Below are 23,057 nucleotides of genomic sequence, written 5' to 3' on the forward strand. Positions count from 1 at the left end.
CAGCATATGGTCGCGACCCTGCGTGAGCTGATCGGCGGCATCCGCGATGGCGTGGCGCAGATCGCCAGCGCTGCCGAGGAGCTGTCGGCGGTAACCGAGCAGACCAGTGCCGGCGCCAACAGCCAGAAAAGCGAGACTGACCAAGTAGCCACCGCCATGCATGAAATGTCGGCCACCGTGCAGGAAGTGGCGCGCAACGCCGAACAGGCTTCGCAGGCCGCCAACGAAGCGGACGGTCAGGCACGTTTGGGTGATCAGGTGGTGGGCGAGGTGATTGCCCAGATCGAACGCCTGGCCGCCGAGGTCAGCCGCTCCAGCGAGGCGATGAACGGCTTGCAGCAGGAGAGCAACAAGATCGGCAGCGTGATGGACGTGATCAAGGCGGTGGCCGAGCAGACCAATCTGCTCGCGCTGAATGCCGCCATCGAGGCGGCGCGCGCAGGTGAGGCCGGGCGCGGTTTCGCCGTGGTTGCCGACGAAGTGCGCGGCCTGGCCCAGCGCACGCAGAAATCCACCGAGGAAATCGAAGCGCTGATCGCCGGCCTGCAGAACGGCACCAAACAGGTGGCCGCGGCCATGCGCAACAGCTGCAGCCTCACCGACAGCAGCGTCGAGTTGACGCGCAAGGCCGGCGACTCACTGGGCAACATCACCCATGCGGTGTCCAACATCCAGTCGATGAACCAGCAGATTGCCGCAGCCGCCGAGGAGCAGAGTGCGGTGGCCGAGGAAATCAGCCGCAGCATCCTCAGCGTGCGCGACGTGTCCGAACAGACTGCCACCGCCAGCGACGAAACCGCCGCCTCAAGCGCCGAGCTGGCGCGCCTGGGCAATCAGCTGCAAACGCTGGTCAGCCGCTTCCGCGTTTAACACGCAAGCCCGCAGGCCGTGGCAGCCCGCTACGACCTGCGGCCTATGTGCCAATTCAGCAGTTGCGCAGCGTTCGCGTTATCCTGAGCGTCCTTTTCTGTGCTGAAGCCTGCCCATGCTGGTTATCTCCAACAGCGTTCACCTGCCTGACGATGACGTCGAACTGACCGCCATCCGTGCCCAGGGCGCGGGCGGGCAGAACGTCAACAAGGTGTCCAGTGCGATCCATCTGCGCTTCGACATCCAGGCGTCCAGCTTGCCGCCGTTCTACAAGGAGCGGCTGCTGGCATTGCGCGACAGCCGCATCACCGCCGAAGGCGTGGTGGTTATCAAAGCCCAGCAGTACCGCACCCAGGAGCAAAACCGCGCCGATGCGCTGGAGCGTCTGGCCGAGCTGATTCGCAGCGCCGCTAAAACTGAAAAAGCCCGCCGCCCGACCAAGCCGACCCTGGGTTCGAAAAAGCGCCGCCTGGAAGGCAAGAACATTCGCGGCACGATTAAGGCAGGGCGCGGCAAGGTCGATTTCTAGCAACTGCTGTGTGGCAGTTTTGGGTGTCGATTATTCGTGAGGTAAGTAGGGTTTTCTGGGCGGCATATTTGACTACTATGCACAAATGAAAACGACCCTCGATGAACTGCTGGCCTTTGTCAGCGTGGTGGACAGCGGCTCAATCAGCGCCGCTGCTGAACAACTGACGCAGACCGCCTCAGGCGTCAGTCGCGCCCTAAGTCGGCTGGAAGAAAAGCTCGATGTCACCCTGTTGCGCCGCACCACGCGGCGCCTGGAGCTGACCGAGGAGGGCCAGGCCTTCCTAGTTCAGGCGCGCAAGATTCTCGATGCAGTGGAAAGCGCCGAAGAGCAGATGAAGGTGCGTCGGCAGAAGCCAGCCGGGCGCTTGCGGGTCAATGCTGCCGCACCTTTTATGCTGCATGCGGTGGTGCCGCTGGTGGCGGGGTTTCGTGAGCAGTACCCGGATATTCAGCTGGAACTGCACAGCAGCGATCAGATTATCGACTTGCTTGAGCAGCGTACCGATGTCGCCATCCGCATCGGCCCGCTGCGTGATTCCACCTTGCATGCGCGGCCCCTGGGCAGTAATCGCCTGCGTATTCTCGCCAGCCCGGCCTACCTCAAGGCCCATGGCACGCCGAAAAGTGTCGAGGACCTGAGCCGGCATAGCCTGTTCGGCTTTACCCAGCCCGACAGCCTTAACCAGTGGCCACTGCGCCATGCTCTAGGTGACGCCTACAACATCACCCCTAGCCTGAGCGCGTCCAGCGGCGAAACCTTGCGCCAACTGGCGTTGGCTGGAGCTGGGATCGTCTGCCTGGCGGATTTTATGACTGCTGCCGACCGCGCCAGCGGTGCATTGGTGCAACTGTTGCTGCGCGATACCGTCGAGGTGCGTCAGCCGATCCATGCGGTGTACTACCGCAACACCGCACTGGCATCGCGCATCACCTGTTTTCTCGATTACTTGAGCAGCCAGCTGGCTTAGCACTGTGCCGGCCATCGAAAAGATTTCTTGCGAGTCTGTCGATTTGCCATTTTGCCGTTCGACTACCGTATAGAACCCAGCCTTGGGTTTGCGGTCTGCCATTACAGGGCCAGGAAAACTCCGTAACGGTGGGCGATCAACGGATCACGCGAGGACAGCGGCATGCGTTTTATGGTGATAGTCAAGGCAACTGCAGATTCCGAAGCCGGCTTTATGCCCAGTAAAGAGCTGATGGCGGCGATGTGGCGTTACAACGAAGAGCTGGTTGAGGCGGGCGTGCTGCTTGCCGGTGAAGGCCTGCAGCCGAGCAGCAAGGGCGCGCGGGTAAAGTTTTCCGGCAGCCAGCGCAGCGTTACCGATGGGCCTTTTATGGAAACCAAGGAGCTGATCGCCGGCTTCTGGATTTTCCAGGTGGCGTCTTTGGCTGAGTGCATCGAGTGGGTCAAGCGTTGCCCCAACCCGATGCCAGGCGACAGCGAAATCGAGATCCGGCAGATTTTCGAGACCGAGGATTTTGGTGACGAATTAACCCCCGAGATGCGTGAACAGGAAGAACGCCTGCGCGCGCGACTTGAATCGTAAAACAACCATAAAGAAGTACTAAGGAGAGTGCAGATGAAGATCCATACCTACTTGACCTTCGATGGCCAGTGCGAAGCGGCCTTTAACTATTACGCCGAATGCCTGGGCGGCAGTCTGGAGCTGATGCGCATGGGCGAAAGTCCGGAAGCTGGCAATGTACCGGAGCAGTTTCATGACCGTGTGATGCACGTGTGCCTGACCGTGGGCGATCAGCTGCTGATGGCGTCTGACACCTTTCCCGGTATGCCGTACGAGGGCATCAAAGGTTCTTCCGTCTCTCTGCAGGTGGAAAATGTGCCAGAGGCCGAGCGCCTGTATAAAGCGCTGTCAGCGGGCGGTTCGGTGCAGATGGAGTTGCAGGCGACCTTCTGGGCCACGCGCTTTGCCATGTTCACCGACCGCTTTGGTGTGGGCTGGATGATTAACTGCGATATTGATGCGCAGATGGGCTAGGTATGCAGGCTTGGCTCGGCGCAGCTGATCTATGCAGCTGCGCCGTTGCCGCCTAGCCGACCAGTCCGAGGGCGCGGTCCAGTTGCTCCTGCGGGTCGCTGACGGCAGCGAGAAACTCATCGCCCCAGCGGCGGATATCGTTGTAGTTGACGATATCGAACAGCTCACGCAGGCGTGCCTGGGCTTCGGCCTTGGGCATGTTCAGCGCCACGTAACAGGTTTGCGTCATATCCATGGGGTCATGCGGATTGGTCAGCAGGGCGCCCTTGAGTTCGGCTGCAGCGCCGGCAAATTCCGAGAGCACCAGTACGCCACGCCCATCCAGCAAGCCCTGAGCGGCGACGAACTCCTTGGCTACCAGGTTGAGGCCGTCGCGCAGCGGGGTAATCCACATCACGTCGGCCATGGCGTACCAGGCGCTGACTTCCTCGAACGGCAGGCTGCGGAAAAAGAACTGCAGCGGCGTCCAGCCAATGCGCGCAAAGCGGCCGTTGATGCGGCCCACGGCCTGCTCGATCTGCCCTTGCAGCTCGTCATAGATGGTCATTTCCTTGGCCGCCGGCACGCACACGGTCACCAGGGTGACCTTGCCCAGCAGCTCAGGGTTTTCTTCCAGCAGGCGCTCATAGGCGTTGAGCTTTTCCAGAATGCCTTTGGTGTAGTCGAGGCGCTCCACCGAGAGAATCAGTTTAACCCCGGCAAGCTCGGCGCGCAGGCGCTCCATCATTTGCCTGATCTTCGGTGCGGCCAGGGCGCTGCGTACTCGCTCGATATCCAGACCCACCGGGTGGGCACCGAGTTTGACCACGCGGCTGCCGGTGTCCACGGCGGTGGTCATGCGCTCCAGGCCAACGGCGCAGCCATAGGTGATAAAGCGTGGTGCGCAGTTCTGTCGGCTGACGGTTTGCAGCGGCATCACGCCGCGTGCGGCATCGACGAAGTTTTCCACCTGGCGCGGGATATGAAAGCCGATGTAGTCGCACTGCAGCAGGCTGCCGATGATCTGCCGGCGCCAGGGCAGTACGTTGAACACGTCCGCCGAGGGGAAGTAGGTGTGGTGGAAGAAGGCGATGCGCAGGTCCGGACGCAGCTCGCGCAGGTAGCCGGGCACCATCCACAGGTTGTAATCGTGCAACCACACTGTGGCGCCTTCGGCTGCTTCCAGGGCGGTACGTTCGGCAAAGGCGCGGTTGACCTTGAGGAATACCTGCCAGTCGTCCTCACGGAACTGCGCGCGCTCCCAGAAGGTGTGTAGGGTCGGCCAGAAAGCTTCCTTGGAGAAACGCTTGTAGAAGATGTCGACCTCTTCCTTGCTAAGCGCCACGCGTGCGGCGGTCAGCTTTGGGTAGCGTTCGGCATCCACCGTGGTGTGGCTGTCGAAGGTTTCGCCGCTGTTTTCGTCATGCTCGGCCCAGGCCACCCAGGAACCGGCACGACCATCGCCAAAGAAGCTCAATAGGGTGGGAATAATGCCGTTGGGCGAGGTCGGCCGGCGGCGCTGCAGCTTGCCATCGGCGCCGCGGTATTCTTCGTAGGGCAGGCGGTGGTAGACCATCACCAGATCAGCCTTGCCCGGGTCGGCAACTTGCTTACCTTCGGCAGCGATGCCCTGTTTGCCGAGAAAGCCAAAATGCACAAAGGCTTCAAGAATGCCGCCGCAACCGGCGCGCTCGGCGTGGAATACCCGCGAATACTGCCGCGTGGCCTGCAACAGGCCCGGCTCGGATGCGCCGACGCAGACGCCCTTGAACTGGCCGCTGAGCATGGACAGGTCATTCAGGGTGTCGCCGGCGGTCAGCACCTGGTCGTTGTCCAGTTCCAGCCAGTCGATCAGCGCCTGCAGGCTGCTGCCCTTGTTGACGCCCTTGGGCAGGAAATCCAGGTAGCGTTCGGCCGAGTAGAGTAGGTCGCAGCCCAAACTTTCTGCGACTTCCAGCAGGGCTGGATTAGCCGCTTGCTCCGGGGCGCAGAAGTAGGAGCAGCGGCGCACCTGCGGTACGTCCTGGCGTTCCAGGGCAAAGCGTTCGATGGCGCTGGCAACCTGGCTGTCGCCGGGCCAGAGGGCGTCCACCGCGCTTTGCAGCGGCTGAATCGGTTGCAGGCTGTCGCCATGCACCAGGCTGGCGCCGACGTCGGAGATGATGAAATCCGGTTGCGGCAGGGTTGGGTCTGCCAGCAGAGGCAGCACCGACTCCAGGCTGCGGCCGGTGACGTAGGCCAGGCGGATTTCCGGGTGAGCGGCGATGGTTTGGTAGAGGCTCAGGCGATCCTTGGGATCGCCGCCGAGAAAGGTTCCATCGAGATCGGTGGCAAGTAACATGCGCTGTCTTCCTGTCCAGTTAAGTGGGTGCAGTGACGCGCCGACAAAGGCCGACGAGCTATGGACGATTGCGCCACGGGGCGTTCGTCTCTTGGTTTACCCTGGCGTCTGCGGCGCCGGGTTGGGCGGGTCCTCATGTGAGTCAGTTGGGGCCGGGTCGTCTGTGGGTGGTGCATCGGGCATCAGCTCAAGCACCGTGTGGCTGGTACGCAGCATGGGCATAAAGTGCCCGGCCGGTTCGCTGACCAGATCGCTGACATGGCGCAGGCGGTACAGCGTGTACGCCGCGAGCAGGCCGAGCGTGGCGGCGAAATACAGCGGCAGCGCCTGAGCGCCGAGGTGCTGCATCAGCAGGCCGGCGAGCAGCGGGCCGCACACCGAGCCGATGCCATTGACCATCAGCAGGCTGCTGGAGCCGGCGAGGATTTCATCGCTGTGCAATTGGTCGATCAGCTGCGCTACGGCAATCGGGTAGATGGCAAAGGCCAGGCCGCCCCAGATAAATATCAGCCCGAGCAGCAGGCGACCGGCCGGCAACAGGCTCATCAGCATGGCGACCACTACGGCTAGCGCGACGACCCAGAACAACACCAGTCTCCGGTCGTGTTTATCCGAATAGATGCCAATCGGCCATTGCAGCAGGGCGCCGCCGAGAATCGTGCTGCTCATCAGCAAACCCACGCCGGTGGCATCGAAGCCGTTCAGGCTGGCGTACACCGGTGCCATGCCCCAGAACGCGCCGAGGGCCAGACCGGATAAGCCAGCGGCGGCCAGCGCCAATGGTGCGATACCGGCGATCTGGCGCAGATTGGTGTGCAGGGTGTCCGGCACGCTGGGCTGGATCTGCCGGGTCAGGGTGATGGGCATCAAGGCCGCGCTGATCAGCATGGCGGCGAGCACGAACAGCACGAAGTCGCTCGGCGACGCCAGATTGAGCAACTGCTGTGCGGCGGCCAGCGCGCCGAGGTTGACCGCCATATACACGGCAAACACCTGGCCGCGTTTGTCGTTCGGCACCTGCGCGTTAAGCCAGCTCTCGATCACCATATACAGGCTGACCAACGCCAGGCCGTAAAGCACGCGCAGGCCCAGCCAGACCCAAGGGTCGACGATCAAGACATGGAGTAGGGCGGTGATGGCAGCGAGGGCGGCGCAAAAGGCAAACGCACGGATATGCCCAACGCGGCGGACCAGCGGAATCGCTAGCCAGGTGCCAAGGAGAAAACCGACAAAGTACCCGGACATGATCAGGCCGAGCATCGAGGTGGAGTAGCCTTCGGCGACGCCACGCAGGGTCAGTAGGGTGTTGAGCAGACCATTGCCGAGGAGGAGTAAAGCAACCCCACCGAGCAACGAGCTGATAGGGGCAATCAGGGACCACATGGCGACCTACCCTAGGGAACTATGCCGCTGAGTGCAAGCATGAAGGGTGCCAGTGCTTAGCTAGATAACGAATTAAGCTATTGTTTTTAAACAGTTAATTTCACAGACAAACGGTCGGTGGATATTTTCTGCCGCTCTTTATGCGCGTGCCAAGGGCGCCGATAAACCCTGTTGCACCACCTTGATCCTCGCTTTGAGGCAGCTCCGTCGCGGCTAAAGCCCCTCCCACAAATGGTCGCCGATCCTGTGGGAGGGGCTTTAGCCGCGACAGCTTTGCTGTCGCTCAGCCACAGACCCGAGCAATCGCACTGGCCAACTGATCCAGGCGTTCGGCGTCGAGCCCGGCCATATTCGCCCGGCCTGAGCCGACCATATACACGCTGAACTCATCGCGCAGGCGTTGCACCTGGGTTGGGCTCAGGCCGGTGTAGGAGAACATGCCGCGTTGCACCGCGATATGCGCAAAGCGCTCACTCAGGCCATACGGTTGCAGGGCTTCGACCAGGCCGCCGCGCAGGCTGGCGACGCGCTGGCGCATGGCGTCCAGCTCGCTGACCCAGAGGCTGTGCAGTTCACTGTCAGCCAGAATGCTGGCGACCACTGCCGCGCCGTGGGCTGGTGGGGTAGACCACATATTGCGCGCAATAAACGCCAGTTGGCTGCGTACATCCTGCAGCTTGGTTGCAGTCTCGGCGCAGACGATCAGCGCACCGGTGCGCTCGCGGTACAGGCCGAAGTTTTTCGAACAGGAACTGGTGATCAGCAGTTCGGGTAACTCGGCGGCAAACAGGCGTACGGCAAAGGCGTCTTGTTCCAGGCCATCGCCGAAGCCCTGGTAGGCGAAGTCGATCAGCGGCAGCAGCTCGCGGGCTTTGACCACCTCCAACACGCGTTTCCAGTCACGCGGGGTGAGGTCGAAACCGGTGGGGTTGTGGCAGCAGGCGTGTAACAACACCACATCGCCTTTGGGCACATGGGCGAGGGCGGCAATCATCGCTTCGACATTCAGCTGGTTGTCTGCGCCGACATAGGGGTAATGACCGACGCGCAGGCCGGCGGCAGCAAAGATGCTCTCGTGGATCGGCCAGGTCGGATCGCTTAGCCAGATGCCGCGGCCCGGCAGGCAGTGGGCGATAAAATCCGCACACAGACGCAGCGCGCCAGTGCCGCCAGGGGTCTGGGTGGCGCCAGCACGTTCGGCCAGCAACGGGCTATCGGCGCCCAGTACCAGCTGACTAAGCAGGCTGCCAAACAGTGGGTCGCCATGGCCACCGATATAGCTTTTGCTGGTTTCGCTTTCCACCAGCCGCTGCTCGGCGAGCTTTACCGCGCGAGGAATCGGCGTCAGGCCCTGGGCGTCCTTGTACACGCCCACGCCGAGGTCGAGTTTGGCCGGGTTGCGGTCGGCGCGGTAGGCGTCCATCAGGCCGAGGATCGGGTCGCCGGGCACGCGCGCAATGCTCTGAAAATGGCTCACTTGCGGCCCTCGGCGCTGGCGGCCAGCACATCGGTGCGTGCGGCCATGATGAAGTCGTTACGGTGCAGGCCGCGCATTTCGTGGCTCCACCAGGTCACAGTGACTTTGCCCCATTCGGTGAGCAGTGCGGGGTGGTGGCCAACTTCTTCGGCGATGGCGCCGACCGCGTTGGTAAAGGCCAGGGCATGGCGGAAGGTGCGGAACAGGTAAACCCGCTCCAGCTCCATATGGTCGCCACGCACTTCGATATTCCAGTCCGGAATCTCGCGAATCAGTTCGGCCAGTTCGTCATCACTGACTTTCGGCGCATCGGCGCTGCAGGCTTCGCATTGGGCATGGGCAAGGGTGGTCATGTCGTGGTCCTTTAGCGTGTGTCGTCAGAGCATAGGAGGTGAGGTTAATCGCAAATTCGTTCCCTCTCCCGCGTGCGGGAGAGGGTTAGGGAGAGGGTGTTGTCAGGTTCGACCCTCTCCCCCAGCCCCTCTCCCATAAATGGGAGAGGGGAGCCAAAGCCTAGGCGGCTTTCGGCGGAAACTTCGGCGCGTGCAGGCCCAGGCGCATGGCTTGCTGCACCATGGTCATGATGTCTTCATGGGCCAGTTCGAACAGGCGCTTGAGCTCAGGCAGGACGAAATATAGCGGCTGCAGGATGTCGATACGGTAGGGCGTGCGCATCGCCTCAATCGGGTCGAAAGCCAAACGCTGCGGCGCATCGGACAGGCAGTAGAGGGTTTCTTTCGGCGAGGAGAGAATGCCGCCGCCGTAGATGCGCTGCCCCTGGCTGGTGTCGAGCAAACCGAACTCGATGGTCAGCCAGTACAGCCGCGCCAGGTACACGCGCTCTTCCTTGCTGGCGGCCAGGCCGAGCTTGCCGTAGGTGTGGGTGAATTCGGCGAACCAGGGGTTGGTCAGCAGCGGGCAGTGGCCAAAAATCTCGTGGAAGATGTCCGGCTCCTGCAGGTAGTCCAGCTCTTCAGGTGTGCGGATAAAAGTCGCCACTGGGAATTGCTTGCTGGCCAGCAGCTCGAAGAAGGTTTGAAACGGAATCAGCGCCGGCACCCGTGCCACGCGCCAGCCGGTGCTGGCTTGCAGCACTTGGTTGATCTCACCGAGTTGCGGGATGCGCTCATGGGGCAGGCCGAGCTGCTCGATGCCGTCCAGGTATTCATGGCAGGCGCGGCCTTCGATCACCTTGAGCTGGCGGGTGATCAGGGTATTCCACACCTGATGCTCGGCCTCCGGGTAATGGATAAAGCCACTGTCATCCGGTTCGCGCGCCAGGTATTGCGTGCTCTTCATCGCTGCCTCCTGCTGGGGCTTTGTTGTTTTATTTGATTCAGGAATACGCCAGCCACTGCAGTTATGCAGCCCTTGGCTGAGTGTGGTGCGAGAGGAAAGCAGGGATATTTCGTAAAGAATTAGTTACGTGTGCGGCGGCGTGGCGAACTATCGTCTTGCTGCTGCGCTAATCTGTCACATATTCTTGACGAATAATCTGCCGCCTTCGTCGATTTCTCGCCGTTGGCGGCCATAACAAGACCCACAAGAGCCCTGCCATGCGTATCAAAGTCCACTGCCAGAACCGAATTGGCATCCTGCGCGACATCCTCAACCTGCTGGTCGAATACGGCATCAACGTCGCCCGTGGCGAGGTCGGTGGCGAGCAGGGTAATGCCATCTACCTGCACTGCCCGAACCTGATCAACCTGCAGTTCCAATCGCTGCGGCCAAAATTCGAGGCGATTTCCGGGGTGTTTGGCGTCAAGCGCGTCGGCCTGATGCCCAGCGAGCGTCGGCATCTTGAACTGAATGCCTTGCTCGGCGCGCTGGATTTCCCGGTGCTGTCGATTGATATGGGTGGCTCCATCGTCGCCGCCAACCGCAGCGCGGCGCAGCTGCTCGGTGTGCGGGTGGATGAGGTGCCGGGCATTCCACTGTCGCGCTACGCCGAGGATTTCGACCTGCCGGAGCTGGTGCGCGCCAACAAGTCTCGGATCAACGGCCTGCGGGTGAAAGTGAAGGGTGATGTGTTTCTCGCCGATATCGCGCCGCTGCAAACCGAGCATGAAGAGAGTGATGCCATGGCCGGCGCTGTACTTACGCTGCATCGGGCGGACCGTGTAGGTGAGCGAATTTACAACGTACGCAAACAAGAGCTGCGCGGTTTCGATTCGATCTTCCAGAGCTCCAAGGTGATGGCCGCCGTGGTACGCGAAGCGCGGCGTATGGCCCCGTTGGATGCGCCGCTGCTTATCGAGGGCGAAACCGGTACCGGCAAGGAGCTGTTGGCCCGCGCCTGCCACCTGGCCAGCCCGCGCGGACAGTCGCCGTTTATGGCGCTGAACTGCGCCGGATTGCCGGAATCCATGGCCGAAACCGAGCTGTTCGGCTACGGCCCTGGTGCCTTCGAAGGCGCGCGGCCGGAAGGCAAGCTTGGCCTGCTGGAGCTGACTGCTGGTGGCACGCTGTTTCTCGATGGCGTGGGCGAGATGAGCCCGCGCCTGCAGGCCAAATTGCTGCGTTTTTTGCAGGACGGCTGCTTCCGCCGCGTTGGTAGTGATGAGGAGGTCTATCTGGATGTGCGGGTGATCTGCGCCACCCAGGTCGATCTGTCCGAGCTGTGCGCCAAGGGCGAGTTCCGCCAGGACCTTTATCACCGCCTCAACGTGCTCAGTCTGCATATCCCACCGCTGCGCGAATGCCTGGATGGCCTGCCGCCGCTGGTGGAGCACTTTCTCGACCAGGCCAGCCGACAGATCGGCTGTCCGCTGCCAAAACTGGCCCCGCAGGTGCTGGACAAGCTCAGCCATTACCACTGGCCGGGCAACGTGCGTCAGTTGGAGAACGTGCTGTTTCAGGCCGTTTCACTGTGCGATGGCGGCGTGGTCAAGGGCGAACATATCCGCCTGCCAGACTACGGTGCGCCGCAGCCATTGGGCGAGTTTTCAGTGGAGGGCGGGCTGGACGATATCCTTGGCCGTTTCGAAAAAGCCGTGCTGGAGCGCCTGTTCCACGACCACCCGAGCAGCCGCCAGTTGGGTAAACGCCTAGGGGTGTCGCACACCACCATTGCTAACAAGCTGCGGCAGCATGGCTTGGGTAAGGAGTAGCCCGCGCTTGACGATAGCAAGCCCCTGCAGCGCTGCCGGCGGGGCTTGCTATGTTGTTGCTCTAACGAGGAGTCGTTGGGCGCGCCCTTGGCCCCGGCAAAATGCCATTCATCGCGTTGCTTGAAAGCAGGCGGTGGCTGGTAATACCGGCGATTTCATGGCCGCGATCACTCAGGGTGTTCATCACCTGGTTGACCAGCGCGGTGATCAGAATACCGGCCAGCCCGCCGCCGCTGTTCTGCTGCTGTTCTGCGGTGCTGGCGCGGGCAACGCCTTTCCACAGCTCCTTGCCACTGCGCAGATCAACCAGCGTTGCTGTGGCTGCGACCGCAACCTCGCTGCTGATGATCATGTAGCTGCTGCCGTATTCGGTGACGTCGATATACAGCACCGTGTCTGCCGCAAAAATCTCATAAAGCTTCTGCGGCGAGACTTCGCGGATTTCATCCGCATTCATCAGACCGTTCTGCTTGAAGGTTTCATCGACCACAGCAACGGGCAGCACATAGTAGCCAGCCTCGCTAAGCGGCAGGGTGATATGCGAGTAAACGCTGTAAGACGCTTTAACATCAGGCGACTTGTTGACTGGCGGCAGAACCAGGATAGAAGCCGGGTTGCTCTCTTTAAAGGCGCTGTAGTCGTAGGGCTGTTTGGTGGCACAACCAGCCAATAGCGCGGCAAAAGCCAGCGCGGCGAGCGCTTTAAGTGGGTTTAGAAAGGGCATGCTGATCACTTGGCAAATTTACGCATCAGGAAGTCCATGTACTGGGCGGACTCGGGGAACAGGGTTTTCTCGGTCTCGAATTGCTGACGCACCTGATCGGCTTTGCCGATTTCCGCATATAGCATGCCGAGATGAGCGTGAAAGCCAGGTGGCAGCGCACGGTCCGCAGCGCGGGCCTTTTGCAGGCTTTCTTCAAGGGCGGCAATCTGCTCTTCAGCGCTGCTGGTGCTCTCGAAACGCTGGTAAACCTGTTGTTGATAGCCATCCCAGTAATAGAGCGGCTGCGGCTGAGTCACGCAGCCGCTCAAAGTTGCTGCGGCTATCAAGGCAGCTAGAAAAAGAGTGGGGCGAGTGAGGTTCATGGGCGATTTCTCCGGGCTCACTTGGCTGGTCGCCAAGCGCCGCTATCGACACCATTGACCAGGTTGTTCACGGCTTCACGAATCGCCAGATCCAGTACTTTGCCGTTGAGTGTCGAGTCATAGCTGGCAGTGCCGCCGAAACCGACGATCTCCCGGTTGGACAGGCTGTACTCGCCCGCTCCCTGGGCGGAATAGACCACTTCGGAAGTCAGCACATCGACGATATTCAGGTTGACCTTGGCGTAGGCAATCTGCTGTTTGCCGCGCCCAAGAATGCCAAACAGCTGGTGGTCGCCAACTTCCTTACGACCGAATTCGGTTACATCGCCAGTGACGACAAAGTTTGCCCCACGCACCTGCTGAACCTGTTTGGAGAAACCCGATTCCTGTTGCAGCTCGGCCAGGTTGTCACGGTCAAGCACATTGAAGCGATTGGACTGCTGCAAATGAGTGATCAGAATGGTTTTGGCCTGGCCACCGAGGCGGTCGACATTGTCACTGAAGATGCCGCGCATATAGCTGGAGCGATTATCAAACTTGCCTACGGCAATCGGGCTGCGTGGGCCGCTGTAGTGGCTGCTGGCGGTGGTGACTTTTGCAACTTCCAGGGTGCGCGATTGTTCAGTGGCGCAGCCGCTAAGCAATACAAGCAAGCCTGCGAGGCTGGCAGTGATGATTTTGTTCATACGAATCTCATTGAATTAATAGACAGGGAAAGCAGCAACGGGCCGGGAGCCGTCAAGGAATTTCGCATGGTGCTAACGCTGGGAGCGCTTGCCGCCGCATGTGCTGAGCGCGAATGACGGCATAAGTCTATCCATGACGGTAAATCCAGAAGGTGGGGAGGGTGCGTCCTGCGGCGGCGATTCTAATCGGCATCAGAGCGCTTTGCCAGAAATGCTGGCTATTTGATGTTAAGCATGTCGTGACGGTGTGATCGCTTCGATATTCAGCCGGTATATCCGCACCTGGAGCACCAGATTGCAGAGGCAGGAGCACGCGTACGGAGTCTTGCGGGTGTTAATGGCAAGCCTACGGGCTGCCTAGGTTTTTGGCGCACCACGCCAGGCTGCGACGACACGCTCGCGTAATGCCTGTCGATTCTGCAGTTGGTTGATCGCCTGTTCAGCCAGGTTGATCCAGTAGTGGTCCACATCTGCCTGGTATACCGATGTGTGTGCGGCCAGGTCGGCCCAGGCTGCGGGCAGGTGTTTGCCGTTAAAGCCGCCGGGTTTGTCCTGGGCCAGATAGCGAACGCGGGTGATACCGGCCAGCAGGATGCGGCCGTAACACATCAGGCAAGGTTGCAGGCTGACGTACAGGGTAAGGGCGCTGCGGTCCTGCTCGGGGTGCTCAGTTTCCAGCTGGTCGAGGAGCAACATTTCGGCGTGAGCGGCGCTGTTGTAGTGTCCATCGACGAATACCTGATTGCGCGCGCTGCAAAGTAGCTCCTGGTTCTGGTTAACCAGCACGGCCCCTACGCCATAGCAGCCTTGCTCCACCGCCAGCAGCGCCTGTTCACAGCAAAGCCTGGCCCAGGTATCGGCGGATGATTGGCTGTGCGGGGCATGTTGCAGCAAGGCTGCATGGTGCTCGTTCATCGGTGTTTCCATGAGCTGAGTGGCGCGTCGGGCAGCTGCAGTTTAGTCAGGCGCGTGTTGTTTGTAGGCGAGGCTTTAGTCGCGAGGGCTGAAAGCTTCTACTGGGTCAGCCCACGGCCGAAAGTTTAGCGCTAGAGTGTGCTGAATCAGCCCAGATCTGATGGACCCGCCGCAAGGATTGCCATGCCCAACATAAACCGCAGTGATGCCCAGCAACGTGCCGATGAGATCGGCGTTTTCAACCGTGAATTAGCGCGTCTTGAGGCCGAGCAGGTGTTGAGCCTGAGTGATAGCCAGCGCGCCAGTCTGCACGGCTACCAGCAGCAATTGCTCAATAGTTACCTGGCGGCCTTCGATATCGATCACGACATTCAGGCCCGTCAGCTATCGCTGGGCATGCGTATCGCCTCGTTTCTCGGTGCGTTGGCGTTGGCGGCCAGTGTGTTTTTTCTGTTCTATCAGTTCTGGGGGCTGTTTGGCACTCAGAGCCAAGTGGCGATTCTGTTGACGGCGAGCATCGCCTCGTTCGGTTTGACACTCTGGGTGCAACGCCTCGATAGCTCGGGTTACTTCAGCAAGCTGGCGGCGCTGGTGGCCTTTACCTGCTTTGTGCTGAACATCGTCATGCTCGGGCAGATCTTCAATATCACTCCCTCGAACAATGCTTTGCTGCCCTGGGCGCTCTATGCGCTGCTGCTGGCTTATGCCTGCGGTGCGCGCCTGCTACTGGCGGCCGGGCTGAGCTGTTTGTTGGCCTTTGTTGCAGCGCGCATCGGCAGCTGGGATGGCATTTACTGGCTGGGGTTTGCTCAGCGGCCGGAGAACTTTATCGTGCCGGCGCTGCTGATCTTCGTGCTGCCGCTGCTGATCAATCAGCGCCGTTTTGATGGCTTTGCCGTGATCTACCGGTTTTTTGGTCTACTTGGCGTGTTTATACCGGTACTGGTGCTGGCGCATTGGGGTGCGGGCAGTTACTTCGATTACCCGCCTGAGTACATCGAGAATACCTACCATATCGGCGGTTTTATCCTTGCGGCCCTGGTGATCTGGCTGGGTGTGCGCCACGAATGGGCGGATGTGGTGAACACCGGGCTGAGTTTCTTTGTGATCTTCCTCTACACCAAGTTGTTCGACTGGTGGTGGGAGAGCATGCCCAAGTACCTGTTCTTCCTGGTGTTGGGCTTGAGTGCGGTGCTGATTCTGCTGGTACTGCGCCGCCTGCGTAGCCGCCATGGCTTGCTGGGAGGTGGGCAATGAACGGCATTCGCCCGCGTTACCTGATCACCGGTCTGGCGTTGATTGTCCTGGTCAACGCCATCGTCCTGGCGGGTGTGGCCTGGAATCGTCAGCTGCCTGAGGAAAGCCGCCTGCAACTGTCCGAACGCGAGCTGGCCGCTACCTACGCCTATTGGCGCAAGGACAACAGCAGCCTGGCGCTGCGCCTGGATTATCGCTGGCCGAGTCAGGCGGATGACGACCATTACTACCTGTCGATCAGTGCCGAGAAGATGGCCGAGCTGGGCTTCCATGTACCCACAGAATTGAACGAGCAGACAGTGCGGCGCTACCGCCGTCAGCTGGACCGTGATGCGCTGCTGGTGTTGGAACTCGATGGCCCGGCTTATCAGCGTGAAGTCGCGCTGCTGGTTGCTGCCCATGCCGAGGCGCTGCGTTTGCAGAAGTCGGTGCCGGATAGCAAGGAGTTGCGAGAGGCGGCCCAGCACGCAGCCAATGCGCTGGATTACGAGCAACACCGCGCCAGCCGCCTGTTGGTGGTCGATGTCGGGATGGATCAGCAGGTGCTGCGCGCGCGTTATCCGGACCGCACGCGCTACGCCATTGTGCGCAGCATCATCGAGGTGCAGGCCAGTAGCGTTGCAAGCAAATGGACGGGTGAGGGTGATGATCCGCGCCCGGACAACCAACGCTGGACCTGGCAACTCGGTGGCTCGGCCGATACTCCAGGAATACAGAGCCTCAACCTGCCACAGCGCTGGCATGCAACGTTCGACAGCCTGCCACAGCAGGGCGAGCAGCCCGGTGCTGACTACCCGAGTTATCAAAAGCTATTTAGCGCAGAAGTTGCCTTCGGTCGACGGCTGGAGCCCTGGTTTGTTGATTTAAGCGCCCGGCAGGTGAGCACGCCGCAGCCTACGACCAAGGTGCAATAGCCCAGCGCAGCGTGCTGGGCGAAAGTGGCGGCGTTCCAATCCTGCGTGGTTTGGATGCAAGCGTTTCTCCATTCCTCTCCCTGGAATGATTTGGGTAGGCGGTCAGATGACCGCCTTTTTTTTGTTCGCGATTTCCCTCTGCAACCATGGTCGTAGAGCGTTAAGACCATGGTCGAATGGCTCAAAGGTGGGGTCCTGGCTACAAAATGGCGCATAGAACAACAACTACCCACCGAGGTGTTTCTGATGAGTGCTGCGTCCTTGTATCCCGTGCGCCCTGAGGTGGCGGCCCAGTCGCTGACTGATGAAGCCACCTATAAAGCCATGTACCAGCAGTCGGTGATCAACCCTGACGGTTTCTGGCGTGAGCAGGCTCAGCGCCTGGACTGGATCAAGCCGTTCACCAAGGTCAAGCAGACGTCCTTCGACGATCACCACGTCGATATCAAATGGTTTGCCGACGGCACCCTCAACGTCTCCTACAACTGCCTGGACCGTCACCTGGAAGAGCGTGGCGATCAGGTGGCGATTATCTGGGAAGGCGATGACCCCTCCGAACACGAGGAAATCACCTACCGCCAGCTGCACGAGCAAGTCTGCAAGTTCGCCAACGCCCTGCGTGGCCAGGACGTGCACCGCGGCGACGTAGTAACCATTTATATGCCGATGATTCCGCAGGCAGTGGTGGCGATGCTGGCCTGTACCCGTATCGGCGCGATCCACTCGGTGGTGTTCGGCGGCTTCTCTCCTGAAGCGCTGGCTGGGCGCATTATCGATTGCCAATCCAAGGTGGTGATCACCGCCGATGAAGGCCTGCGCGGCGGCAAGAAAACCCCGTTGAAGGCTAACGTCGACGACGCGCTGACCAACCCGGAAACCGCGAGCATCCAGAAAGTTATCGTGTGCAAGCGCACCGGTAGCCCGATCAAGTGGAACCAGCACCGCGACATCTGGTACGAAGACCTGATGGCCGTGGCCTCCAGCCATTGCGCGCCGAAGGAAATGGGCGCCGAGGAAGCGCTGTTTATCCTCTACACCTCGGGCTCCACCGGTAAGCCGAAAGGCGTGCAGCACACCACTGGCGGCTACCTGGTGTATGCCGCGCTGACCCATGAGCGGGTGTTCGACTACAAGCCCGGCGACATCTACTGGTGCACCGCCGACGTCGGCTGGGTCACCGGCCACAGCTATATCGTTTACGGCCCGCTGGCCAATGGCGCGACCACGCTGCTGTTCGAAGGCATCCCGAACTATCCGGATATCACCCGGGTGTCGAAGATCATCGACAAGCACAAGGTCAATATCCTCTACACCGCGCCGACTGCAATTCGCGCCATGATGGCCCAGGGCGATGCGGCGGTAGCCGGTGCCGATGGTTCCAGCCTGCGCCTGCTCGGCTCGGTTGGTGAGCCGATCAACCCGGAAGCCTGGAACTGGTATTACAAGACCGTCGGCAAAGAGCGTTGCCCGATTGTCGATACCTGGTGGCAGACCGAAACCGGCGGCATTCTGATCAGCCCGCTGCCAGGCGCCACCGCACTTAAGCCAGGCTCGGCGACCCGTCCGTTCTTCGGCGTGCAGCCGGCTCTGGTGGATAACCTGGGCAACCTGATCGAGGGCGCTGCCGAAGGCAACCTGGTGATCATCGATTCCTGGCCGGGTCAGGCGCGTACGCTGTACGGCGATCATGACCGCTTTGTCGATACCTACTTCAAGACGTTCAAGGGTATGTACTTCACCGGTGACGGCGCGCGCCGTGACGAGGACGGTTACTACTGGATTACCGGTCGCGTTGACGATGTGTTGAACGTGTCCGGCCATCGCATGGGTACCGCCGAGATCGAAAGCGCCATGGTCGCTCACCCGAAAGTCGCCGAAGCCGCTGTGGTTGGTGTGCCGCACGACATCAAAGGGCAGGGCATCTATGTCTATGTCACCTTGAATGGTGGCGAGCAGCCTTCCGAGCAATTGCGCCAGGAGTTGAAAAACTGGGTGCGCAAGGAAATCGGCCCGATTGCCTCACCGGACGTGATTCAGTGGGCCCCAGGCCTGCCGAAAACCCGCTCGGGCAAGATCATGCGCCGTATCCTGCGCAAGATCGCCACCGCCGAATACGATGCACTCGGCGATATCTCCACGCTGGCCGATCCTGGCGTGGTGCAGCACCTTATCGATACTCACCGCGAGATGCAGGCTGCCTGACTTCGGTTGAGCCGCCTGTAAGCAACGCCCTGTTTCGGCCACAAGCCGGGCAGGGCGTTGTGCTTTGTGTGGGGTTATCGATTTTCATCTGGGTATTTGCTTGTCACCTGGGCGTAACAACGCGCACTTTTATGGGGTGTGTGGGAACGTTTTGCGCCAGGATGGCGCATTGTTCTGGGCGGCTGTGAAAATAAAAAATGCCACCAGGCCGCGAAGATAAAGGCCTGATTAAAAGCGGGCGCGTTAATTGCTTTAATCAATGGTTAACTGTCTTTTCTGTCTCTGCATAAATTGCAGGTGCTGTCAATATCCTCGCTATACCCGTCCTGGCCTTTTGTAATTACTTGTCGCATTGAAGAAATATCGACTTTCGAGCTGTCGCTAGAATGCCGCTCACCCGGCTGGGGCCGTCCGGCGTCTGCGCAGCGCGCAGCTTGGCGGTGACTCACTACAATTCATGCAAGGCTGGATGCATACCTGAACAATCTCTGCCACTGATGCCATTCCCATTCGAAGGAGTCACAAAATGAAGAAGATTGCACTTCTCGGCGCACTGGCGCTGTCCATGCTGTCGCCGCTGGCCATGGCTGAAGAGGCCAAGCCTCTGCGTATCGGTATCGAAGCGGCTTACCCGCCATTCGCCTTCAAAACCGCTGAAGGTGCCATCAGCGGTTTCGACTACGACATCGGCGTCGCCCTGTGCGAAGAGATGAAAGTGGAATGCAAATGGATCGAGCAGGAATTCGACGGCTTGATCCCGGCCCTGAAAGTGCGCAAGTTCGACGCTGTACTGTCGTCGATGAGCATCACCGAAGATCGCTTGAAATCGGTTGATTTCACCAGCAAGTACTACCAGACCCCGGGCAAGCTGGCGATGAAAGCGGGTACCGTTCTCAACGACCCGCTGGTTGATCTGAAAGGCAAAAAAGTCGGCGTACAGCGCGCATCCACCTACGACCGTTACGCCACCGATATCTTTGCCCCTGCCGGTATCGAGATCGTGCGGTACAGCTCGCAGAACGAAGCTTTTCTCGATCTGACTTCCGGTCGTCTGGACGCCACCTTTGCTGACGTCGTCAATATCGACGACGGCTTTATCAAGACCGACGCCGGTAAAGGCTTCGCCCTGGTAGGCCCAGACTACGCCGACGAGAAATATATCGGCATGGGCGCCGGCATCGCCGTGCGCAAGGGTGACAAGGCCCTGGCTGACAAGATCAGCGCTGCCATCATGGCCATCCGTGCCAACGGCAAGTACCAGGAAGTGCAGGACAAGTACTTCGACTTCAACGTCTACGGCGACTGATTTTTCTTACCGCGTCGTCTTCACTTAAAGTGGCGCAGACCCGCAGCCCGTAGGCCTGCGTCACTTTTTCGTTGTACTCCCAGGCGCCGCCCGGCGTTTGCATGAGGTAAGCAGAGCATGCTCAACGGCTACGGCTCGACCATTCTGGAGGGTGCCTGGCTCACCCTGATTCTGGCGCTGACGTCGATGGCCGTGGCCATCGTGTTGGGTTTGCTGGGTGCGGCGTTTCGCCTGTCGCCGATCAAGTGGCTAGCGCTGCTGGGTGAAACCTACGCCACGGTGATCCGCGGGATTCCCGACCTGGTGCTGATCCTGCTGATCTTCTACGGCGGTCAGGACATGGTTAACCGTCTGGCGCCGATGTTCGGCTACGACGACTACATCGATATCAACCCCTTTATTGCCGGCGTGTTCACCATGGGCTTTATCTTTGGTGCTTACCTGTCGGAGACCTTCCGTGGCGCCTTTATGGCCATCCCCAAGGGGCAGGCTGAAGCGGGCGCGGCGTATGGCATGAGTGGCATGCAGGTGTTCTTCCGCATCCTCGTGCCGCAGATGATTCGTTTCGCCATTCCTGGGTTCACCAACAACTGGTTGGTGCTGACCAAGGCCACCGCGCTGATTTCCGTGGTCGGTCTGCAGGACATGATGTTCAAGGCGAAAAGCGCTGCTGATGCCACTCGCGAGCCGTTCACCTTCTACCTGGCCGTGGCGGCCCTGTATCTGGTGCTGACCAGCGTGTCGCTGCTGGCTTTGCGTTACCTGGAAAAACGTTACTCGGTCGGCACCAAAGCCGCTGATCTGTAAGCGGGGAGCGCAGCGATGATCTTTGACTACAACGTAATTCTGCAGAACCTGCCGCTGTACTTCGGCGGTGTACTGGTCACCCTGAAAATTCTGCTGATCTCCCTGGCGTGCGGTCTGGCCTTGGCCATTCCCCTGGGCTTGATGCGCGTCTCCAAGTCGGCTCTGGTCAACTTTCCGGCCTGGCTGTACACCTACGTGATTCGCGGCACGCCGATGCTGGTGCAGCTGTTTCTGATCTACTACGGTCTGGCCCAGTTCGAAGCGGTGCGTGAGAGTTTCCTCTGGCCGTATTTCTCCAGCGCCACCTTCTGCGCCTGCCTGGCGTTTGCCATCAACACTAGCGCCTATAGCGCGGAGATTCTCGCTGGCAGCCTGAAATCCACGCCGCATGGCGAGATCGAAGCCGCCAAGGCCATGGGCATGTCGCGCGCCAAGCTGTACCGCCGCATTCTCCTGCCGTCGGCCCTGCGCCGCGCACTGCCGCAGTACAGCAACGAAGTGATCATGATGCTGCACACCACCTCGCTGGCGTCGATCGTTACCCTGATCGATATCACCGGTGCGGCGCGCACCGTCAGCTCGCAGTATTACCTGCCGTTCGAGGCGTTTATCACGGCCGGCCTGTTCTACCTATGCCTGACCTTTATCCTCGTACGCCTGTTCAAGTTGGCCGAACGCCGCTGGCTGGCCTACCTGGCCCCGCGCAAGGCCTGAGGAACAGAGCATGCAGCGTATCGATCATTCACTGCCCTGGGGTTGCCCCGGAACCGAACGCCGCTTGAGCGTGTTCCGTTTCGGCCAGGGCCCGTGCAAGGCCTATATCCAGGCCTCGCTGCATGCCGATGAGCTGCCAGGGATGCGCGTGGCAGTGGAACTCAAGCGCCGTCTGCGTCAGCTGGAAGCCCAGGGGCGTCTGACTGGGGTGATCGAGCTGGTGCCGGTAGCCAACCCGATTGGCCTGGGGCAGATGTTCCAGGCGACCCATCAGGGCCGTTTCGAGCTTGGCAGCGGCAAGAACTTCAACCGCGATTTCTTTGACCTGGCCGCTGCCATCGCGCCTGCGCTTGAAGGCTGTCTGGGCAGTGACGGCCCGAGCAATGTGCGGCTGATTCGTGCCGCCATGCAGGCCGCGCTGGAAGCCTTGCCGCCAGCCGGCTCGGAGTTGCAAGGCATGCAACGCCTGCTGCTTAAACATGCCTGCGATGCCGATGTGGTGCTTGATCTGCACTGTGATTTCGATGCTGCCGTGCATCTATACCTGCTGCCGCAGCAGTGGCCGCAACTGCGCTCGTTGGCTGCACGCCTGCAAGCCGGTGCAGCGCTGACCGTCGAGGATTCCGGCGGCAGCTCCTTCGATGAAGCCTGCGCCTTGCCCTGGGTGCATCTGGCCCGGCAGTTTCCTCAAGCGACCGTGCCGTTGGCCTGCCTGGCCGTAACAGTCGAGCTGGGCGGCATGGCCGATACTGGCAAAGCCGAAGCCGAGGCCAGTGCCGAAAGCATTCTGGCGTTCCTCGCCGAACAGGGCCTGATTGCCGGTGACTGGCCGCCAGCGCCCGCTGAAAGCTGCGACGCTACGCCGTTTAACGGCGCGCAATACGCCTATGCCCCGCATGCAGGGGTGGTGAGTTTTCTGCAACCAGTGGGTGCGCGGGTCTTGGCCGGCGATCCATTGTTTGAAGTGATCGATCCGCTGGATGATCGCCACACAACTGTCTGTGCCGCTACAGATGGTGTGCTCTATGCGCGCGAGCGGTTGCGTTTTGCTCAGCCCGGTTTGTGGCTGGCCAAAGTGGCCGGTCGTACCCCTATTCGCCAGGGTCGCTTGCTCAGCGACTGATTCAAGAGAGTGGAAACCATGTACAAACTTGAAGTTCAGGATCTGCACAAGCGCTACGGCAGCCACGAAGTATTGAAGGGCGTGTCACTGGCGGCCAAGGCCGGCGACGTGATCAGCATCATCGGCTCCAGCGGCTCGGGCAAGAGTACCTTCCTGCGTTGCATCAACCTGCTGGAGCAGCCCCACGGCGGCAAGATTCTGCTCAACAACGAAGAGCTGAAACTGGTGGCCAACAAGGACGGTGGCCTGAAAGCCGCTGATCCCAAGCAGCTGCAGCGCATGCGTTCGCGCCTGTCCATGGTGTTTCAGCACTTCAACCTGTGGTCGCATATGAGCGCCCTGGAAAACGTCAT

23 protein-coding genes are annotated in these 23,057 nt (G+C 60.5%); 14 read left to right on the top strand and 9 right to left on the bottom strand.

Going from position 1 to position 23,057, the window contains the following annotated elements; genetic code table 11:
* The first annotated feature begins 165 nt into the window (after positions 1–165).
* From Q8O69_RS22105 to Q8O69_RS05010, 5 genes are all read left to right on the top strand, one after another.
* Entirely contained in the window at positions 166–870 is a 705-nt protein-coding gene (locus Q8O69_RS22105; RefSeq protein WP_371136051.1) for a methyl-accepting chemotaxis protein, read from the top strand.
* A 115-nt stretch (positions 871–985) separates the two neighbouring features.
* A complete protein-coding gene (arfB, locus tag Q8O69_RS04995) occupies positions 986–1,399 on the top strand; it encodes an alternative ribosome rescue aminoacyl-tRNA hydrolase ArfB (RefSeq protein WP_305590063.1) in 414 nt (137 codons plus the stop codon).
* A gap of 85 nt (positions 1,400–1,484) precedes the next feature.
* Entirely contained in the window at positions 1,485–2,369 is an 885-nt protein-coding gene (locus tag Q8O69_RS05000; RefSeq protein ID WP_305590065.1) for a LysR substrate-binding domain-containing protein, read from the top strand.
* A gap of 162 nt (positions 2,370–2,531) precedes the next feature.
* Complete coding sequence (locus tag Q8O69_RS05005) at positions 2,532–2,951, top strand: YciI family protein (protein ID WP_305590067.1); 420 nt, start codon at positions 2,532–2,534, stop codon at positions 2,949–2,951.
* A gap of 33 nt (positions 2,952–2,984) precedes the next feature.
* On the top strand, positions 2,985–3,404 hold the full coding sequence (locus Q8O69_RS05010) for a VOC family protein (protein ID WP_305590069.1): 420 nt from the start codon (positions 2,985–2,987) through the stop codon (positions 3,402–3,404).
* 52 nt (positions 3,405–3,456) lie between these two features.
* Here the strand turns inward: Q8O69_RS05010 and ggpS are convergent, their stop codons facing one another.
* From ggpS to phhA, 5 genes are all read right to left on the bottom strand, one after another.
* Positions 3,457–5,724, bottom strand: coding sequence for a glucosylglycerol-phosphate synthase (ggpS, locus tag Q8O69_RS05015; RefSeq protein WP_305590071.1), 2,268 nt, complete (start codon positions 5,722–5,724; stop codon positions 3,457–3,459).
* A 96-nt stretch (positions 5,725–5,820) separates the two neighbouring features.
* Positions 5,821–7,107 (bottom strand): MFS transporter, encoded by a 1,287-nt coding sequence (locus Q8O69_RS05020; protein WP_305590073.1) that lies wholly within the window; start codon positions 7,105–7,107, stop codon positions 5,821–5,823.
* Positions 7,108–7,390: 283 nt separating this feature from the next.
* Positions 7,391–8,584, bottom strand: a complete 1,194-nt coding sequence (locus Q8O69_RS05025; protein WP_305590075.1) for an amino acid aminotransferase — start codon at positions 8,582–8,584, stop codon at positions 7,391–7,393.
* On the bottom strand, positions 8,581–8,937 hold the full coding sequence (locus tag Q8O69_RS05030; RefSeq protein WP_305590077.1) for a 4a-hydroxytetrahydrobiopterin dehydratase: 357 nt from the start codon (positions 8,935–8,937) through the stop codon (positions 8,581–8,583). The genes Q8O69_RS05025 and Q8O69_RS05030 overlap by 4 nt, the downstream gene beginning before the upstream one ends.
* A 160-nt stretch (positions 8,938–9,097) precedes the next feature.
* Complete coding sequence (phhA, locus tag Q8O69_RS05035; RefSeq protein WP_305590079.1) at positions 9,098–9,883, bottom strand: phenylalanine 4-monooxygenase; 786 nt, start codon at positions 9,881–9,883, stop codon at positions 9,098–9,100.
* Positions 9,884–10,140: 257 nt separating this feature from the next.
* Here phhA and Q8O69_RS05040 point away from each other — a divergent pair, with 257 nt between their 5' ends.
* The gene (locus tag Q8O69_RS05040) at positions 10,141–11,694 is read left to right on the top strand and encodes a sigma-54-dependent transcriptional regulator (RefSeq protein ID WP_275962879.1); all 1,554 of its coding nucleotides are present in this window, start codon (positions 10,141–10,143) and stop codon (positions 11,692–11,694) included.
* A gap of 61 nt (positions 11,695–11,755) precedes the next feature.
* Here the strand turns inward: Q8O69_RS05040 and Q8O69_RS05045 are convergent, their stop codons facing one another.
* From Q8O69_RS05045 to Q8O69_RS05060, 4 genes are all read right to left on the bottom strand, one after another.
* A complete protein-coding gene (locus tag Q8O69_RS05045) occupies positions 11,756–12,418 on the bottom strand; it encodes a DUF799 domain-containing protein (protein WP_305590082.1) in 663 nt (220 codons plus the stop codon).
* Between the two features lie 5 nt (positions 12,419–12,423).
* Positions 12,424–12,780, bottom strand: coding sequence for a DUF4810 domain-containing protein (locus Q8O69_RS05050; RefSeq protein WP_305590084.1), 357 nt, complete (start codon positions 12,778–12,780; stop codon positions 12,424–12,426).
* Between the two features lie 17 nt (positions 12,781–12,797).
* The gene (locus tag Q8O69_RS05055) at positions 12,798–13,466 is read right to left on the bottom strand and encodes a CsgG/HfaB family protein (RefSeq protein WP_305590086.1); all 669 of its coding nucleotides are present in this window, start codon (positions 13,464–13,466) and stop codon (positions 12,798–12,800) included.
* 357 nt (positions 13,467–13,823) lie between these two features.
* A complete protein-coding gene (locus tag Q8O69_RS05060) occupies positions 13,824–14,381 on the bottom strand; it encodes a nucleoside deaminase (RefSeq protein WP_305590088.1) in 558 nt (185 codons plus the stop codon).
* A 183-nt stretch (positions 14,382–14,564) separates the two neighbouring features.
* Here Q8O69_RS05060 and Q8O69_RS05065 point away from each other — a divergent pair, with 183 nt between their 5' ends.
* The 8 genes from Q8O69_RS05065 to Q8O69_RS05100 form a co-directional block, all read left to right on the top strand.
* Positions 14,565–15,638 (top strand): DUF2157 domain-containing protein, encoded by a 1,074-nt coding sequence (locus Q8O69_RS05065; protein WP_305590090.1) that lies wholly within the window; start codon positions 14,565–14,567, stop codon positions 15,636–15,638.
* Positions 15,635–16,552 carry a DUF4824 family protein gene (locus tag Q8O69_RS05070; RefSeq protein ID WP_305590092.1) on the top strand — a complete coding sequence of 306 codons (918 nt, stop codon included), beginning with the start codon at positions 15,635–15,637 and terminating at the stop codon, positions 16,550–16,552. Before Q8O69_RS05065 ends, Q8O69_RS05070 begins: the two co-directional genes overlap by 4 nt.
* Positions 16,553–16,798: 246 nt before the next feature.
* Entirely contained in the window at positions 16,799–18,754 is a 1,956-nt protein-coding gene (gene acs, locus Q8O69_RS05075; RefSeq protein WP_305590094.1) for an acetate--CoA ligase, read from the top strand.
* Between the two features lie 526 nt (positions 18,755–19,280).
* Positions 19,281–20,060: an ABC transporter substrate-binding protein gene (locus Q8O69_RS05080; protein WP_305590096.1), complete on the top strand. Its 780-nt coding sequence runs from the start codon at positions 19,281–19,283 to the stop codon at positions 20,058–20,060.
* 117 nt (positions 20,061–20,177) lie between these two features.
* Positions 20,178–20,867, top strand: a complete 690-nt coding sequence (locus tag Q8O69_RS05085; RefSeq protein WP_305590097.1) for an ABC transporter permease — start codon at positions 20,178–20,180, stop codon at positions 20,865–20,867.
* A 15-nt stretch (positions 20,868–20,882) separates the two neighbouring features.
* The gene (locus tag Q8O69_RS05090) at positions 20,883–21,581 is read left to right on the top strand and encodes an ABC transporter permease (protein ID WP_305590099.1); all 699 of its coding nucleotides are present in this window, start codon (positions 20,883–20,885) and stop codon (positions 21,579–21,581) included.
* A 10-nt stretch (positions 21,582–21,591) separates the two neighbouring features.
* Positions 21,592–22,704 (top strand): succinylglutamate desuccinylase/aspartoacylase family protein, encoded by a 1,113-nt coding sequence (locus Q8O69_RS05095; RefSeq protein ID WP_305590101.1) that lies wholly within the window; start codon positions 21,592–21,594, stop codon positions 22,702–22,704.
* Positions 22,705–22,722: 18 nt separating this feature from the next.
* Positions 22,723–23,057, top strand: a 335-nt coding sequence (locus tag Q8O69_RS05100) for an ATP-binding cassette domain-containing protein (protein WP_305590103.1), incomplete at its 3' end; no start/stop codon positions are given.

Source organism: Pseudomonas sp., assembly GCF_030690725.1.
In the GTDB taxonomy this organism is placed as follows: Bacteria; Pseudomonadota; Gammaproteobacteria; order Pseudomonadales; family Pseudomonadaceae; genus Aquipseudomonas.